Raw genomic sequence first — 14,955 nt, 5'->3', positions numbered from 1 at the left:
CGGCGCTTCCAACCGGGAAGCGCACGCTCATGCTCCATCACGATGCCGGCCAGTTCGATACCGTCGACGACGGCACCACCTCGCTCGCGGAGATCCTCGGCGCCTTCTCCTATGCGCTGGATCTGACCGAGGGGCAGCCCGAGGGACATTCGCTGCGCGCCTGCTGGATCGCGAGCCGGATGGCGGTGGCGCTCGGCCTGCCGGCGGAGGAACGCCGCACCGTCTATTACGCGACGCTGCTCAAGGATCTGGGCTGCAGCAGCAACGCCGCGCGCATCGCCGAGCTGTATCTGGCCGATGATCGCCAGGTGAAGCACGAGCACAAGCTGCTCGGCACCGGCATCGGGCCGACGCTGCGCTTCGTGTTCACCCGCACCGGCCGGGGGCAGCCGCTGGGCGCGCGGGCGCGGGCGATCCTGGGCATCCTGCGCGACGGCAGCAACATCGTCACCGATCTGATCCAGACGCGCTGCACGCGCGGCGCCGACATCGCCCGCCAGCTCCGCTTTCCCGAGCCGGTGGCGCAGGCGATCGCCGCGCTCGACGAGCATTGGGACGGCGGCGGCAAGCCGCTGGGCCTGCGCGGCGATGCCATCCCGCTCGCGGCACGGCTCGCGCTGCTCGCCCAGATCGCCGACGTGTTCCACGCCGCCGCCGGGCCGGACGCGGCGATCGAGGAAGTCGCGGCGCGATCGGGCAGCTGGTTCGAACCGGCGCTGGCGCAGCTGTTCGGCACGCTCGCCCGCGATCGTGCCTTCTGGGACGAGGTGACGCACCCCGCGCTCGAATCGCGGGTGCGAGCCTTCGAGCCGGCCGAGCGGCGCGTAACGCTCGACGAGGATTATCTCGACGATATCGCCGCCGCCTTCGGCGCGGTGATCGACGCCAAGAGCCCCTATACCGGCGGCCATTCGGGGCGCGTCGGCCGATATGCGCAGTCGCTGGGCGCGGCGCTAGGCGTCGGCGGTGCGGACCTGCGGACGCTCCGGCGCAGCGCGATGCTCCACGATGTCGGCAAGCTGGCGGTGAGCAGCCGTGTGCTGGAGAAACCGGGCAAGCTCGACGATCTGGAGTGGGAGGAGATGCGCAGCCACGCCGCGCACACCACGGCGATCCTCTCCCGCATCCGCCCGCTGCGCGACATGGCGGCGATCGCCGGCGCGCATCACGAACGGCTCGACGGTCGCGGCTATCCGCTCGGCCTCGATGCGATGCTGATCGCGCGCGAGGCGCGGATCATCACCGTGTGCGATTTCTACGACGCGCTCACCGCCGACCGTCCCTATCGCGCGGCGATGCCGGTCGAACAGGCGCTGGCGGTGATGGCGGGCGAGGTCGACAAGGCGATCGACGGCGACTGTTTCGCGGCGCTCTGCCAGATCGTTACCAAATAGAGATCGTTTTAGGGCAAAATGGCATGGTGAATCCGGCAGGAGCCGGGAACGTCATCATGGGGGCACAATATGAAATGGTTGCGATCGATCGTCGCTGTGGCGGCGGCAGGACTGGCGCTCGCCGGCTGTAGCCAGCCGCGCCCGAAGCCGATCCTCGGCTGCAACTATCAGGTCGTGCCGCTGACGGTCGGCCCACGCTTCGGCCATTCGCCGGTTCGCCTCGGCGCTACCGCGACACCCGATTCGGCGAGCCAGCGGCTGGGCGCGCTGTTGCAGGCGCGCCGGCAGCACCGCGCGCTGCTCGGCGGCGAGAATGGCGGCAGCGGCACTGCGTCGTCCGACCAGTTCCTCGCGCTGAGCGGCGGCGGCCAGCATGGCGCGTTCGGCGCGGGCTTCTTCTATGGCATGGGCAGCTTGCCCAGCTGGGACATCGTCACCGGCGTCAGCACCGGCTCGCTCCAGAGCACGCTGCTGTTCCTCGCCAACCAGCCGGTCCCCGCCGATCGCACCGATTACAGCTGGGTGGACGGGCCGATGTCCGGCCAGGACGGCCAGACCGGGCTGGTGGCGAAGCCGGGCGTTTCGAACATCGGCGATCTGCTGCTCGCCTATTCGATCGACAAGGAAGGCGATCTGATGCGGGTGCGCGCCGGCGGCGCCGCGATGGGCGCGCTGCTCAAGGGATCGTCGGCCAGCTTCGGCCCGCTGCGCGCGCGGCTGCTCAAGATCATGACGGTCGGCACGCTTCAGGCGGTGGGCCGCGAATGGCGCGACCAGAAGCGCCAGCTGTTCGTCGGCGTGAGCAACCTCGACGACGGCGAAGGCTATGGCATCGACATGACCGAGCTGGCGGCGCGGACGCTTTCCACCGATTCGCCCGCCGAACAGAAACGGATCCAGGGCTGTTATGTCGATGCGCTGCTGGCATCGGCATCGGTGCCGCCGGGCGTCCCGCCGGTCACGCTCCAGACCGATAAGGCCACCCAGATGTACATGGATGGCGGCGCGCGATTCGGCATGTTCCTGGAGCCGGTGATGGCAGCGCTGAAGGGTGCGGGCAGCAACGGCAATGCGCGCGTCTGGCTGATGGTCAACACCACGATGGACGTGGGCAGCTGGAGCGCCGATGGCCAGCCGATGCAGCGCTGGTCTGCGGTCAGCGCGGGTCTGCGCGCGGTGAACCTGATGGAAACGCAGGTCTATCGCTTCTCGGCCGCGAGCGTCGAGGATCTGGGACTCATCAAGGGCGGGCTCGACATGGCGTTCCTCAGCAATGCCGATATCCCCGGCGGCGAGGCGCCCGACGCGCATATGTTCAACGGCAAGACCTGTGCGCAGTGGCAGGCGATCGACGCCAAGGCCAAGCCGATGCAATTCTATCCGTGGTACATGGCCTGCACCGCCGATTACGGCCGCTCGCGCGGGGCGATCGGGCAGTGGAACCACAGCGTTACCCGCACCGGGCCGGGCATGCACTAACGGCATGGTTGACCTGCGGCCCCAAGCGGCCGTAGAGACGCGATCGGGCGGCCGGGCAAGGGTCGCCCTTTTGCGTTTCTGGAGTTTCATCCCCTTTTCGTTTGTTCAGGAGGTACCGTTCCCATGACCATCACCCCGCTCATGCCCGTCTATCCACGGTGCGGTGTGCGGCCGGTGCGAGGGGAGGGCTGCTACCTGATCGGCGAACGAGGCGAACGCTATCTCGATTTCGCCGCGGGCATCGCCGTCAACGCGCTGGGCCACGGCCATCCGCACCTGACCAAGGTGATCCAGGATCAGGCCGCCACGCTGATGCACGTGTCGAACCTGTACGGCTCGCCCCAGGGCGAGGCGCTGGCGAAGCGCATCGTCGAGCACAGCTTTGCCGACACGGTGTTCTTCACCAATTCGGGCGTCGAGGCGATCGAGTGCGCGATCAAGACCGCGCGCCGCTATCACTTTGCCAATGGCAACCCTGGGCGGCACAAGCTCATCACCTTCAAGAACGCCTTTCACGGCCGTTCGCTCGGCGCCATCTCGGCGACCGATCAGGGCAAGATGCGCGACGGGTTCGAGCCGCTGCTGCCGGGCTTCGCCTATGCGAAGTTCAACGATCTCGACGCGGCCCTCGCGCTGATCGACGACGAGACCGCCGGCTTCCTGGTCGAAACCGTGCAGGGCGAAGGCGGCATGACCGCCGGCACGCCGGAATTCATCCAGGGCCTGCGCAAGGCGGCGGACGAGCACGGCCTGCTGCTGATCCTCGACGAGATTCAGTGCGGCTATGGCCGGACCGGCAAGATGTGGGCCTATGAGCATTATGGCATCACGCCCGACATCATGACCTCGGCCAAGGGCATCGGCGGCGGCTTCCCGCTTGGCGCCTGCCTCGCCACCGAGGAAGCGGCCAAGGGCATGGTCGCCGGCACGCACGGCTCCACCTATGGCGGCAACCCGCTGGCGATGGCGGCGGGCATGGCGGTGCTCGACGTGATGGAGGAACCCGGCTTCCTGGAGCACGTCACCAAGATGGGCGAGCGGCTGCGTGCAAGCTTCGAGCAGATGATCCCGAACCACGACCATCTGTTCGAGGAAATCCGCGGCAAGGGCCTGATGCTCGGCATCAAGATGAAGGAGCCGGCGGTCAGCCGCGACTTCGTCGCCCATCTGCGCGACAACCACGGGCTGTTGACGGTCGCGGCGGGCGAGAATGTGTTCCGCGTGCTGCCGCCGCTGGTGATCGAGGAAAGCCACATCGCCGAATGCATCGAAAAGCTGAGCGCCGGCGCGCGCAGCTTTTCGGTTGGTGCGTGATTGATTCAATCCTCCCCGGTACGGGGAGGGGGACCGTTCGCGAAGCGAATGGTGGAGGGGGCGCGCCGCAAGCGACTCGTTGGTGGAGGACCCCCTCCACCATGCTGCGCATGGTCCCCCTCCCCGTTCCGGGGAGGATTTCAGGATGACCCGTCACTTTATCGATCTCACCGATGCCGGACCCGATGCCATCGCGGCGATGCTGAACGACGCGATGGCCCGCAAAGCCGCCCGTGCCGGCTGGCCCAAGGGTAAGCCGGACGCCGACGCCCCGCTCGCCGGCCGCACGCTGGCGATGATCTTCGAGAAGAACTCGACGCGCACCCGCGTCTCGTTCGACATGGCGATCCGCCAGTTGGGCGGCACCAGCATCGTGATGGATGCCGGCTCGATGCAACTCGGCCGCGGCGAGAGCATCGCCGACACCGCGCGCGTGCTCTCCGGCTATGTCGACGCGATCATGATCCGCACCGACGATCACCAGAAGGTGCTCGACATGGCGGCGCACGCGTCCGTGCCGGTCATCAACGGCCTCACCGACGCCTCGCATCCCTGCCAGATCATGGCCGATCTGCTGACCATACTCGAAAGCGGCAAGGCGCTGCCGGGGCTGAAGGTCGCCTGGCTGGGCGACGGCAACAATGTCCTCGCCTCGATCATGGAGGCCGCCGGGCTGATGCAGTTCGACGTCGTCGCCGCCTGCCCGCAGGGCTATCAGCCGAGCGATGCGGACGTGGCGCGGGGCAAGGGCCGCGCACGCGTCGTCGGCACCGCGCGCGAAGCGGTGGAGGGCGCCGACATCATCGTCACCGATACCTGGATCTCGATGGGCCAGGCCCATGCCGACACCAAGCTCAAGGCGATGATGCCCTTCCAGGTCGACGAGGCGCTGATGGCGTCGGCCAAGCCCGACGCGAAGTTCCTCCACTGCCTCCCCGCGCATCGCGGCGAGGAAGTGACCGACGCGGTGATCGACGGCCCGCAGTCGCTGATCTGGCCCGAGGCGGAAAACCGCCTCCACGCGCAGAAATCCGTCCTGCGCTGGTGCTTCGGGCAGCTCTAACCAGAACCGTTCGCCGGTCGCGTCGCTTCAGCGATCGACCGGCGGCTTCGCGCGGGTGAGGCGGAACGGCAGTTCCTGTGTCGCGCCATTCTCGGTCATCCGCACCCAGATGGTGATCTTGTCAGGCCCGGTGCGCTCCAGCGTCATCCCGTCGAAGAACCAGCGATCCCTTTCTACGGCGACCAGCGGGAACACCACCGGCTTGCCGGTCGCGTCCTCCCAGCCTGTCATGTCAGGATTGAAGTGCCGCACGCGATAGGCGAGCGAGCGACCCTGCGGCACATAATCGACGATCTCGGTAAAGGCGACGCCGCCCTTGTCGTCGGCCATCGCGAAATGGCCGGTGATCCGCCCGCCGAGCGGCGCCGAATAGGTTTCGGTCACCGCACTGCCCATGCCCGTGCCGACCCAACTGCCCGCCAACCAGGCAAGATCGTCGATCGTCGCCGGCGGCGGTGACTCGCCTGCCGCCGAGCGGGTGTGCTGCGCCGATGCCGGCAGCGCCAGCAGGCATAAGGCTGACGCGACAATGGCTCTGATCATTCGCATTCCCCCTTGTTGGCCAGCAACGTGCCGTGCGCCGGAAACGCCGTCAACGTTGCGGTCTGTCACGGAAGGTTTCGGGCGGCGCCGCTGCCGGCGGCAGGTCGTCAGATGCCAGCCAGCGCACCTGCCACGGGGTCGGCGATCGGCAGCGCCCCCAGCGTCTTGTCGACGGCGGCCAGCGCCTGTTCGGCGGCGTCGCGGTCGCGGTCGTCCTGCGGCTGACCGCCTTTGCGCCGCAGCGCCGCCTTCAGTTCGCGGGCGAGCGCGCGGGCATCGTTCCTGAACTCGTCATCGGCCTTTGCCCGTGCCGCATCGGCCGCGCGCTTCTCTTCCTGCGGGGTTGCGGCGCCGGGCGTCTGCCCCTCGGCCCGCTCATCGCCGTCCGCGTCGGCATCGTCATCGCCGCTGGCTTCGGTGGCGTCCTGCGGGCTGCCCTCGACGGCTGCGTCCTCGGGCGAGGCCGCCGCCGCGCCGCCGCCCGTGTCGCCGGTGCCCAGGCCACCCAATTCCATCGCACTGCCGCCGGCGCTCACATAGCTTTTCACCGCCCCGGCAAGCTCGCGCGCGATCTGCGCGGCGGCTCTGGCAAGCGCCTTGGGATCGCCCGCATAGAGCATCTTCAGCGCCTGAAGCCGCGCCCGCAACTCGCGCACCTTTTGCGCGGCCCGGGCCTTTTCGGCGTCGCTGCTCTCGGTCTTGACCGCAGCGAGCGTCGCCACCGCCTGCTTCGCCTCCGCCAGCTTGCGCGCGGCCATCACCGCCTGCTTCGATGACGGTGCGGTGGTGGCGGCGGTGGTCGTCGCGCCGGCGCTGCGCGGCTGCGCGGCAGCGGTGAAGGCCGCGAAGGAGGTGAGCGAGAGCTTCATCTTCATTCCTATAGGATGATGCGCACGCCGATCGTTGCGATCCGTGCCGCCGGGCGGACCAGGACTTGAAAAATCGGCGAATGTTCGCTATATGTTCTCATGTCCTTTACGGGCCTCGCTCTTTGCCTTTGTCGATAACCTCGCTACGTCTGCTCGCGTGGGGCGGGGGGACGCCGGCAGGATTCTGACTGTTTCCGTTCCAGTTGCGGTCATCTGTGAACAAGGCGATACCACCTCATGCGCTGCATTAATAATCTCGTAAGCAGGCGGCTTCTAGGCATCGTGCTGCCTATCTTGGCGCTCGCAGTTTGTGGCTGCGCGACAACCAAGACTATTAGCTCTTCAGAAGAATTGTTGGTGCGCGGTCATCTGGAAAATATAGATTTCGAGCCCAATAACGATCCTGACGATCTTCTAGGTCATGGTTGGTTTAACGCCAGGCTACACGTTTCTCGTGTGCTTCGAGGCCACGTGGATGCGCGCGTCATTCCGGTGCGGTATTTCCGACACACCGAACTGGCCGAGCATCAATCGCGACCGTTGAAATTATTTCGCGACACGGATGGGCAATATCTAATCTGCTCGAAGCCGGGCGCCTCCGGCTTTAGATGTCCCTCGGATCGGAACGGCAGATAACCACCATTCTCCGCCATGGCGACGCCCACCCTAGAAGCTGCTGGTCCTCCGCTGGTCGGGCTGCTGCCGTCGGTCCTGCGCGCGAAGTCAGTGACGAGTCTGTTGATCGACTAGCCGACGGACGAGGACGAACGAGCCGAAGGATAAGCCGAGCGCAATCAGCCCAGCCAAAAGAAAGGGCCAGTCGTTTGAGCGGCATGGCTCCTCGGCACCTTCACATCCGCCAGTAACGAACCCAACGAAACCGACCGCCGGCAGCATCAGAAATAGGCAGATCGCTGCTGCAATCGCGCCGGCTATGCCACCCGTCGTTACGCCGCTTCTGAAGCCATTCTTCATCCTGGTATCGTGACGCAAGTTTCGTCGGCTTTCCACCCTTTGACGCCGCTCAACATGGGACAAAGCTCGGTCGCTGCCAGCGCCCCCCAGCGGGCAGTGTGAACTTAGCCGCGCGAAAACCGCCACGAGTGTGAACTTTGGCAACTTTGCGCCGCGCGGTGCGTCGCCGCGGCCGACATTGTTTCCCGCTGCCGAGCCCCTATTTACGCATCCGAACCCAGACAATGCGTTCGTCCGAACGCGCGGAGTCAGCCCGACTTCTCGCGGCCGCAAACGAATGCCGGAGACTTGCCGTGACCCATCCCGTTCCCGCCGCCGATCTCGATCGCGTGACCGGCTTCGCCATTCCCGAGCGCCATGTCCGCGGCCGCGTCGCGCGGCTGGGGCCGGTGCTGAACGAGATCCTCTCGGCCCATGCCTATCCCGCGCCGATCGAGAAGCTGCTGGCCGAGGCGCTGACCCTCACCGCGCTGCTCGGCAGCACGCTCAAGGATGCCGAGGGGCAGATGACGCTGCAGGCGCAGACCCAGCGTGGCATCGTCAGCCTGATGGTGTGCGACTACAAGAATGGCGAGCTGCGCGGCTATGTGCAGTTCGATGCCAAGCGGCTGAGCCAGCTTGGCAAGAACCCGTCGCTCAGCGCGCTGTTCAACGGCGGCTATCTGGCGGTGACGTTCGATCAGGCGCTCACCAACGAACGCTATCAGGGCATCGTGCCGCTGGAAGGCGCCTCGATCGCCGAGGCGGCGCAAAGCTATTTCTTCCAGTCGGAACAGATCCCGACGCTGGTGCGCCTCGGCGTGCAGAAGGACAAGGTGACGGGCAAGGTGATCGCCGGCGGCCTGTTCCTTCAGCATCTGCCGGAGGGCGAAGTGGGGCGCGAGCGGCTGCACGTGCGGCTCGACCATCCCGAATGGCAGCATGTCGAGGCGCTGGGCGGCACCATGGGCGCGGACGAACTCGCCGATCCGGCGATCCCGCTGGAAGGGCTGGTGTGGCGGCTGTTCAACGAGGAGAGCGAGGTGCGGATGCTCGCCGGGCATGATCTGTCGCGCGGCTGCCGCTGCGGGGCGGACTATATCCAGCAGGTGCTCGCCAAGTTCCCCGAGGAAGAGCGCGCGGCGATGGCCGATGAGGGCGGTGTGATCAAGGTCGACTGCGCCTTCTGTTCGAAGCAGTTCCCGGTGGCGCTGGCGGATTTTGTTCCGCCTGCGTTGTAACCGCGGCTGCGCTCTACAATATGGAATGGAAACGATGGTGCCGCCGCGGCGACGCGCGGCCGGGTTGACGGGTAGGTCGATGAGGGTGGTTGGAGCGATGCGGGTCGCGGCGGGCGCGGCGCTGTTGGTGATGGCGGGCAATGCGGTCGCGCAGAAGCGCGGGCCGGCGCTGCCGCTGCTGGCGAGCGTCGAAAAGGGCAAGTGGCAGTTCCGCGATGCCGAGGGCAACACGCGCGAGATGTGCATCAGCGATCCGCAGTTGCTGGTGCAGATCTATCACGGCCCCGATCAGTGCCAGCAGTTCCTGGTCGACAGCACCGAACGCGGCGCCACGGTCCGCTATGTCTGCCCCGGCCACGGCCATGGCCGCACGACGATCTCGCTGGAAACGCCGCGGCTGGTGTCGCTCGACACGCAAGGCGTGGCCGATGGCGCGCCGTTTTCGGAGCAGCTCGAGGGGCGGCGCATCGGCAATTGCCCGTGATCGCGTCGACCGTTCGTTAACCATTCCGAGCTATCATGGCCCTGCTCGGGCGACATGGCGTTCCCTCACATGTCGAGCCTGCCCGATAAACTGGGCCGTTCCGCCGGGACGGCCCATTTTGCTTTGGGCCAAATCGGTCTAGGTCGACGCGATGACTCAAAGCCTAGCTGTCGCCCTGATTTCGGGCGGTCTCGATTCGATGGTCTCCGCCGCCCGTGCCCGTGAGGACGGGCACCGCCTGCTGGCGCTGTCGATCGACTATAACCAGCGCCACCAGATCGAACTCGCCGCCGCCGCCCGCATCGCCGCCGCGCTCGGCGCCGAGCGGCATGTGGTGCTGCCGCTCGATCTGCGTGCCTTTGGCGGATCGGCGCTGACCGACGACATCGCCGTGCCCAAGTCCGGCGTCGGCGACGACATTCCGGTCACCTATGTGCCGGCGCGCAACACGATCTTCCTCAGCCTGGCGCTCGGCTGGGCCGAGGCGGCGGGCGCGCGGGATATCTATATCGGCGTCAATGCGCTCGATTATTCGGGCTATCCCGATTGCCGGCCGGAATTCATCGCCGGGTTCGAGCATCTGGCGGAGATCGCCACCAAGGTCGGGGTGGAGGGGGCGCCGTTCCGCATCCGCGCGCCTCTCCAGCACATGACCAAGGCCGATATCGTCCGCGAGGCAGCCCGACTGGGGCTCGATGCCGGGATGAGCTGGTCCTGCTATGATCCCACGCCCGACGGCCAGCATTGCGGGCTGTGCGACAGCTGCCGGCTGCGTGCCCGCGGCTTCGAGGAGGCCCGGCTGCCCGATCCGACCGGCTACGCCGCGGCACCATGAGCTACGCCGTCAAGGAACTGTTCCTCACGCTCCAGGGCGAGGGGGTCAATGCCGGTGCAAGGGCGGTGTTCGTGCGCTTTGCCGGGTGCAATCTATGGTCGGGCCGCGAGCAGGACCGGGCGAGCGCGGTCTGCCGGTTCTGCGACACCGATTTCGTCGGGACCGACGGCGCCGGCGGCGGCCGCTTCGCCGATGCGGCCGCGCTGGCGGCGGCGGTGGCGGCCGAATGGGGGCCGGGGCAGGCGGCGCGCTTCGTCGTGCTGACCGGCGGCGAACCGATGCTTCAGGTGGACGACGCGCTGGTCGATGCGCTGCACGGCGTGGGCTTCCGCATCGCGATCGAGAGCAACGGCACGCTGCCGGTGCATCCGGGGATCGACTGGGTGTGCATCAGCCCCAAGGCGGGCAGCGAGGTGGTCCAGCGGCGCGGCGACGAGCTCAAGCTCGTCTGGCCGCAGCCGGCCACCGATATCGAGGCGATCGAGGATTGGGCGTTCGACCATTTCCTGATCCAGCCGATGGACGACGCGGCGGCCGAGCAGAATGTGCGGGCTGCGATCGCCCTGGCGATGGCGCGGCCGCGCTGGCGGCTGACCTTGCAGACCCACAAGATGCTGGGGCTGCGCTGAACGCCGGACCTCGCCGGGGCGTCAGCCCTTCAGCGGGCCGCATTTCCGGGCGTAATATTCGCCCTTCCGCCAGCATTTGTCGTTGCCGAACGGCGGCAGCGGCCGGGCGGCGGGCAGGCGGATCGTGATCGCACGGACCCGGAACTGCTGCTCGCCCCAGGCGGCCAGGCTGGCACGAAGCTCCCGAAGCCGGGCGGCGGCGATGTCGCCGAGCCGGCCCGGCGGCGCGAACACCGCGTCGCGGCCGATTGAGGCGGCGGTCTGGCAGAAAGAAAGCTGCCCCGAGACGGTGGAGAAGCTGGAATAGACGCGGGTGCCGAACCGATCGAGTTCGGTCTGGCCGGCCTTTTTGCTCTTCGCCAGTCTTATGAAATATTTCTCGAGCGTATCGTACGAATTTCGCAGATCGACTGCGTGATCGTCGAGCAGCGCATTATAGTTTTCGAGCGTCAGCAGCGTCGGTTCGAACTGGCATTGCAGCGCCGCGACGTTGAGCGCCGCCCGCAGATTCCAGATCATCGCCGCGCGAAGTTCCTGCGCTGTCGCGCCGGGCAATGCCGGGCCGATGATGCCGGGTTCGCTGCCGGTCACCGGCGCGCCGGACAGATCGACCGGCTTGAGGAAGAACTGCGCCGAAGCAGGCGCCGAAACACAAAGGGCCGCCCCTGCGGCGGCAATGCCAAACCCAATACGCCGTACGAGCATCCCGCCCTCATTTTTTCCTGATGGGTGCTGGTTAGGGCGTTTCGATTCGCGGCCCAAGCCTTTTTTTACCAAGTCCCGGAATCTGCGGCAGATCGTGGTCGCGGCGCTGCATCGCATCGTCGCCCGCGCATGGCAGGCCCGCAACGAAAGAAGCCGCCCGGTCACCCGGACGGCTTCTTGAAACACACCAAAGTGCGATGATTACATCGCGTTGGTGGTGTTCTCCATCATCGCACCGTTGTCCATCATGCCGTTCTCAGCGCCGGCATCGACATTGGTGACCATCGCGTCGGTGGTGTTCTCCGGAGCGACGATTTCGGTGGTGTTGTTGACGCTCGTGCTCTCGTTGCTGGTGCACGCCGAGGCCAGGAGGGCCGCACCGGCGATCATCGAACCTGCAACGATCTTCGAAAGGACTGCACGCATTTAATAGCTCCCTAGATAGTGGATTTGGACGACGGTTACGCCGTTAATACCCAAACCGTGATGGACATTAGACGGTTCGGGGGGCGCCCTCAAGACTCGAATTTACCCCCGCCCAGCCAGAGCGTCCAAAAATGGCAAAAATGTGGCGTCGAGTGCGTTATCGAAACGATCTGCCGAGATGTCATGGCCCAGTCTGGCGGCGCTGGTGACCGGAAAGTCGGCGATTCCGCAGGGAACGATCCCGGAAAAGTGCGTCAGGTCGGGATTCAGATTCACTGCGAAGCCGTGCAGCGTCACCCATTGCCGGATTCGCACGCCGATCGCGCCGATCTTCGCCTCGACGCCGCCGTCAAGCGTCCAGATGCCGATCCGCCCCGGCGCGCGGAACGCCTCGATCCCGCATTCGGCGAGCGCGGCGATCACCCAGCCTTCGACGGCATGGACATAGTTGCGCACGTCGCGGCGGCGCTCGCGAAGATCGAGCACAAGGTAGCCGATGCGCTGGCCGGGGCCGTGATAGGTGTAGCGTCCGCCGCGCCCGGTGCGGTGGACGGGGAAGCGCGGGTCCAGCATCTCGAGCGGGTCGGCGCTTGTGCCGGCGGTGTAGACCGGCGGGTGTTCGAGCAGCCAGACCAGTTCGCCCGCCTCGTGCCGCGTCAGCGCGGCGGCGCGCGCCTCCATGCTGGCCAGCGCCTCGCCATAATCGACCGGCCGCGGCTCGACCCGCCATTCGATTTCGTTTTGCATCGCCGCCGATTGCGCGCTTCGGCGGCGATGCGCAAGCATTGGCAAGTGCCCGCGCCGCCGCTAACAGGCGCGAACATGACGGGGGCTGATGGCGCATGGTGAAGATGGGAACCGTCTGGGACAGGACGGCCGAGTTTCTGGGCGACAATGCCGGGCTGCTGCTTCCCGTGGCGCTGCTCGCCTTTTTCGCGCCGGCGTCGATCGGCACCAATCTGGAAACGGTGATGGCCGGTGCGTCGGGCGGCGTCCGCCTCGCGCTCGGCATCGCGCAGATCCTGCTTGCGCTGGTCACGCTATGGGGTTCGCTGGCGGTGATCGCGCTGTCGACGGGCGCGTCGCGTGCAGAGACGGCCGGGCATCTCGCCCGCCTTCGCCTCTTGCCCGCAACGCTGGTGACGCTCGTGCTCGGCGTCGCAATGGCCGTGCTCGCCATCCCGGTGCCGATCTTCCTTGCGTATTCAGGCGTCGATCTCGCGCAGATGTCGAACGGCATGCCGGTGTCGCTCGATCGCAGCGTCGGCATCACCGTCGCTATCTACTCGCTCGGCGTGCTGGCGGTTCTTCTCTGGGCCGCGGCGCGGCTCGCGGTGGTGAACGCCGTGGTCCTGCGCGAGGGCGCGATGCTGGGCGCGATCCCGCGTGCCTGGCGCCTGACCCGCGGCTATGCGCTGCGAATCCTGGGCGTGCTTATCCTGTTCGTCGTCGTCGCCGCGGTGTCGAGGCTTGCGGCCTCCACCGTGTTCGGAAGCGTGTTTGCGCTTGTCGTCGGCAATGATGGCGACGGTCTTTCGCTCGCGGGCGTGTTGACCTCGATTGTGACGGCGGCGGTGCAGGCGGCGTTCATGGTGCTGATGGCGGCGTTCCAGGGCAAGCTCTACCTCGCGCTCGCGGCGAAGGTGCCGCCGCCGGACGCGGTGCTCGCCGCATGAGGATCGGTTTTGCCGCGCTGTTCGGCGAGGCTGGCGCGCTTTGGCGTGCCGAGCGCCAGCTGGTCACGCGCGTCGCCAGCGTGTTCCTGTTCCTGCCGCTGCTCGGCATCATCCTGTTGATCGCGACGAGCGCGCCGCCGCTCGATGTGCCGCCGGACCAACTGAGCCAGACGCTCAACGATTTCTATCGCCAGTTCAGCCAGCGCAATCTGGTGCCGCTGGCGATTGCCAATTTCGCGATGGACTATGGCCTGTTCGCGCTGCTCAACCTGTATTTCCAGGGTTCGGGGCGGACGCTGGGCGGCGTGCTGTCGCACAGCCTGCGTTGGCTGTTCCCGTTCTTGCTGATCGAACTGGCGGTGGGGCTGCTGTTTTCGGTGGGCTTTTCGCTGTTCGTGCTGCCGGGCTTGTTCCTCTTCGCGCGGACGTGGCTGGTGGCGCCGGCATTCGCGGTGAATCCGCAGGCCGGGCTGATCGCGGCGGCGAAGCAGGGCTGGGCCCGCAGCGGCGGCACCGTCTGGCTGGTGCTGCTCGGCGCCTGCGCGCTGGTGTTCGTCGCGGGCTTCGCGGCGATGGCGGTGGCGAGCCTCCTGCTCGGCCTGGTCTCGGCGGCCGTCGGCGGCGGCGCGGCGATCGAGGCGATCACCTTTGTCGTGCTGGCCGCGGTGGCGATGCTGGTCTGGACGGCGCTGGCGCTGCTGCGCGTCGCTGCCTATCGCGCCACCGAATCGGACGAGGGGCGCAGGCAGGGGATGTGAGGCGCGGCGTCCGCCGGCAGCACGCTGGCGAGCCGCGGATCGGCAAACGTCTCGATCGTCCGCCGATAGGGCACGAAACCGTGTCGCCGGTAAAAGCCCAGCGCGCCCGGATGGTCGAGCGTGCAGGTATGCACCCACATGCGCGTGATGCCGGGGCGCCAGCCCAGCGCGAGTGCCTGGCCCATCAGCCAGTTGCCATGCCCCTGACCGGTGAGTTCGGGCACCAGCGCGAGAAACGATAGCTCGCAGGTGGCCTCGACGCGGTAATCGAGTTCGAGCAACCCGATTTCGACACCCGCGCGATCGAGCACGGCGTGGACGGCAACCCGATCATCGTCGAGAATCGCGCGAAGCCGTTCGTCGGGCATCACCAGTCGCGAAAACCACAGCCAGGGGCTGCCGACGCGGCGGAACAGCGTTCGATAGTTGTCGCTCGACGGCGCGGGCCAGCGGACCAGACGCAGCGGCGACGCGGGCAGGGGGCGCGGCCGCGGGCGTTCGCGCATCTCAAGTGAGGTGACGACCGTCGCGATCTGATCGTCGGCAACCGGCAACAGGCCCAAGGCTCAGCTCCAGCTGGCCATG

17 protein-coding genes are annotated in these 14,955 nt (G+C 67.1%); 10 read left to right on the top strand and 7 right to left on the bottom strand.

Going from position 1 to position 14,955, the window contains the following annotated elements:
* Window positions 1–29 precede the first annotated feature (29 nt).
* The 4 genes from ACX40Y_RS10855 (at window position 30) to argF (ending at window position 5,250) form a co-directional block, all read left to right on the top strand.
* Window positions 30–1,394: an HD-GYP domain-containing protein gene (locus ACX40Y_RS10855; RefSeq protein WP_459119578.1), complete on the top strand. Its 1,365-nt coding sequence runs from the start codon at window positions 30–32 to the stop codon at window positions 1,392–1,394.
* A 69-nt stretch (window positions 1,395–1,463) separates the two neighbouring features.
* Window positions 1,464–2,873 (top strand): patatin-like phospholipase family protein, encoded by a 1,410-nt coding sequence (locus tag ACX40Y_RS10850; protein ID WP_459119577.1) that lies wholly within the window; start codon window positions 1,464–1,466, stop codon window positions 2,871–2,873.
* A gap of 123 nt (window positions 2,874–2,996) precedes the next feature.
* The gene (locus ACX40Y_RS10845) at window positions 2,997–4,187 is read left to right on the top strand and encodes an acetylornithine transaminase (RefSeq protein WP_459119576.1); all 1,191 of its coding nucleotides are present in this window, start codon (window positions 2,997–2,999) and stop codon (window positions 4,185–4,187) included.
* 145 nt (window positions 4,188–4,332) lie between these two features.
* Complete coding sequence (gene argF / locus ACX40Y_RS10840; RefSeq protein WP_459119575.1) at window positions 4,333–5,250, top strand: ornithine carbamoyltransferase; 918 nt, start codon at window positions 4,333–4,335, stop codon at window positions 5,248–5,250.
* A gap of 27 nt (window positions 5,251–5,277) precedes the next feature.
* Here argF and ACX40Y_RS10835 read toward each other — a convergent pair whose 3' ends face one another.
* From ACX40Y_RS10835 to ACX40Y_RS10825, 3 genes are all read right to left on the bottom strand, one after another.
* Window positions 5,278–5,793 (bottom strand): DUF6265 family protein, encoded by a 516-nt coding sequence (locus ACX40Y_RS10835; protein ID WP_459119574.1) that lies wholly within the window; start codon window positions 5,791–5,793, stop codon window positions 5,278–5,280.
* Between the two features lie 107 nt (window positions 5,794–5,900).
* Complete coding sequence (locus tag ACX40Y_RS10830; RefSeq protein ID WP_459119573.1) at window positions 5,901–6,668, bottom strand: hypothetical protein; 768 nt, start codon at window positions 6,666–6,668, stop codon at window positions 5,901–5,903.
* Window positions 6,669–7,385: 717 nt separating this feature from the next.
* Complete coding sequence (locus ACX40Y_RS10825; RefSeq protein ID WP_459119572.1) at window positions 7,386–7,637, bottom strand: hypothetical protein; 252 nt, start codon at window positions 7,635–7,637, stop codon at window positions 7,386–7,388.
* Window positions 7,638–7,930: 293 nt separating this feature from the next.
* Here ACX40Y_RS10825 and hslO point away from each other — a divergent pair, with 293 nt between their 5' ends.
* The 4 genes from hslO to queE all read left to right on the top strand — a co-directional run bounded on the left by hslO (window position 7,931) and on the right by queE (window position 10,805).
* A complete protein-coding gene (gene hslO, locus ACX40Y_RS10820) occupies window positions 7,931–8,857 on the top strand; it encodes an Hsp33 family molecular chaperone HslO (protein ID WP_459119571.1) in 927 nt (308 codons plus the stop codon).
* A 79-nt stretch (window positions 8,858–8,936) separates the two neighbouring features.
* Entirely contained in the window at window positions 8,937–9,341 is a 405-nt protein-coding gene (locus ACX40Y_RS10815; protein WP_459119570.1) for a DUF3617 domain-containing protein, read from the top strand.
* A 151-nt stretch (window positions 9,342–9,492) separates the two neighbouring features.
* Window positions 9,493–10,176, top strand: a complete 684-nt coding sequence (gene queC / locus ACX40Y_RS10810) for a 7-cyano-7-deazaguanine synthase QueC (RefSeq protein WP_459119569.1) — start codon at window positions 9,493–9,495, stop codon at window positions 10,174–10,176.
* The gene (gene queE, locus ACX40Y_RS10805; RefSeq protein WP_459119568.1) at window positions 10,173–10,805 is read left to right on the top strand and encodes a 7-carboxy-7-deazaguanine synthase; all 633 of its coding nucleotides are present in this window, start codon (window positions 10,173–10,175) and stop codon (window positions 10,803–10,805) included. The genes queC and queE overlap by 4 nt, the downstream gene beginning before the upstream one ends.
* 21 nt (window positions 10,806–10,826) lie before the next feature.
* Here the strand turns inward: queE and ACX40Y_RS10800 are convergent, their stop codons facing one another.
* The 3 genes from ACX40Y_RS10800 to lipB all read right to left on the bottom strand — a co-directional run bounded on the left by ACX40Y_RS10800 (window position 10,827) and on the right by lipB (window position 12,722).
* Window positions 10,827–11,510: a hypothetical protein gene (locus ACX40Y_RS10800; protein WP_459119567.1), complete on the bottom strand. Its 684-nt coding sequence runs from the start codon at window positions 11,508–11,510 to the stop codon at window positions 10,827–10,829.
* 201 nt (window positions 11,511–11,711) lie between these two features.
* Complete coding sequence (locus ACX40Y_RS10795; protein ID WP_459119566.1) at window positions 11,712–11,936, bottom strand: hypothetical protein; 225 nt, start codon at window positions 11,934–11,936, stop codon at window positions 11,712–11,714.
* 102 nt (window positions 11,937–12,038) lie between these two features.
* Complete coding sequence (gene lipB / locus ACX40Y_RS10790; RefSeq protein WP_459119565.1) at window positions 12,039–12,722, bottom strand: lipoyl(octanoyl) transferase LipB; 684 nt, start codon at window positions 12,720–12,722, stop codon at window positions 12,039–12,041.
* A gap of 59 nt (window positions 12,723–12,781) precedes the next feature.
* Between lipB and ACX40Y_RS10785 the strand changes: the two genes are divergently transcribed.
* Together ACX40Y_RS10785 and ACX40Y_RS10780 are read left to right on the top strand one after the other, a co-directional pair.
* Window positions 12,782–13,612 carry a hypothetical protein gene (locus ACX40Y_RS10785; protein ID WP_459119564.1) on the top strand — a complete coding sequence of 277 codons (831 nt, stop codon included), beginning with the start codon at window positions 12,782–12,784 and terminating at the stop codon, window positions 13,610–13,612.
* Window positions 13,609–14,370 carry a hypothetical protein gene (locus tag ACX40Y_RS10780; RefSeq protein WP_459119563.1) on the top strand — a complete coding sequence of 254 codons (762 nt, stop codon included), beginning with the start codon at window positions 13,609–13,611 and terminating at the stop codon, window positions 14,368–14,370. Before ACX40Y_RS10785 ends, ACX40Y_RS10780 begins: the two co-directional genes overlap by 4 nt.
* Here the strand turns inward: ACX40Y_RS10780 and ACX40Y_RS10775 are convergent.
* Window positions 14,325–14,933 carry a GNAT family N-acetyltransferase gene (locus tag ACX40Y_RS10775; RefSeq protein ID WP_459119562.1) on the bottom strand — a complete coding sequence of 203 codons (609 nt, stop codon included), beginning with the start codon at window positions 14,931–14,933 and terminating at the stop codon, window positions 14,325–14,327. The genes ACX40Y_RS10780 and ACX40Y_RS10775 overlap by 46 nt on opposite strands.
* Between the last annotated feature and the right edge of the window lie 22 nt (window positions 14,934–14,955).

The organism is Sphingomonas sp. RS6, assembly GCF_054489705.1.
The sequence above is the reverse complement of the archived record's forward strand: the minus strand, read 5'-3'. Positions and strand labels throughout refer to the sequence as shown.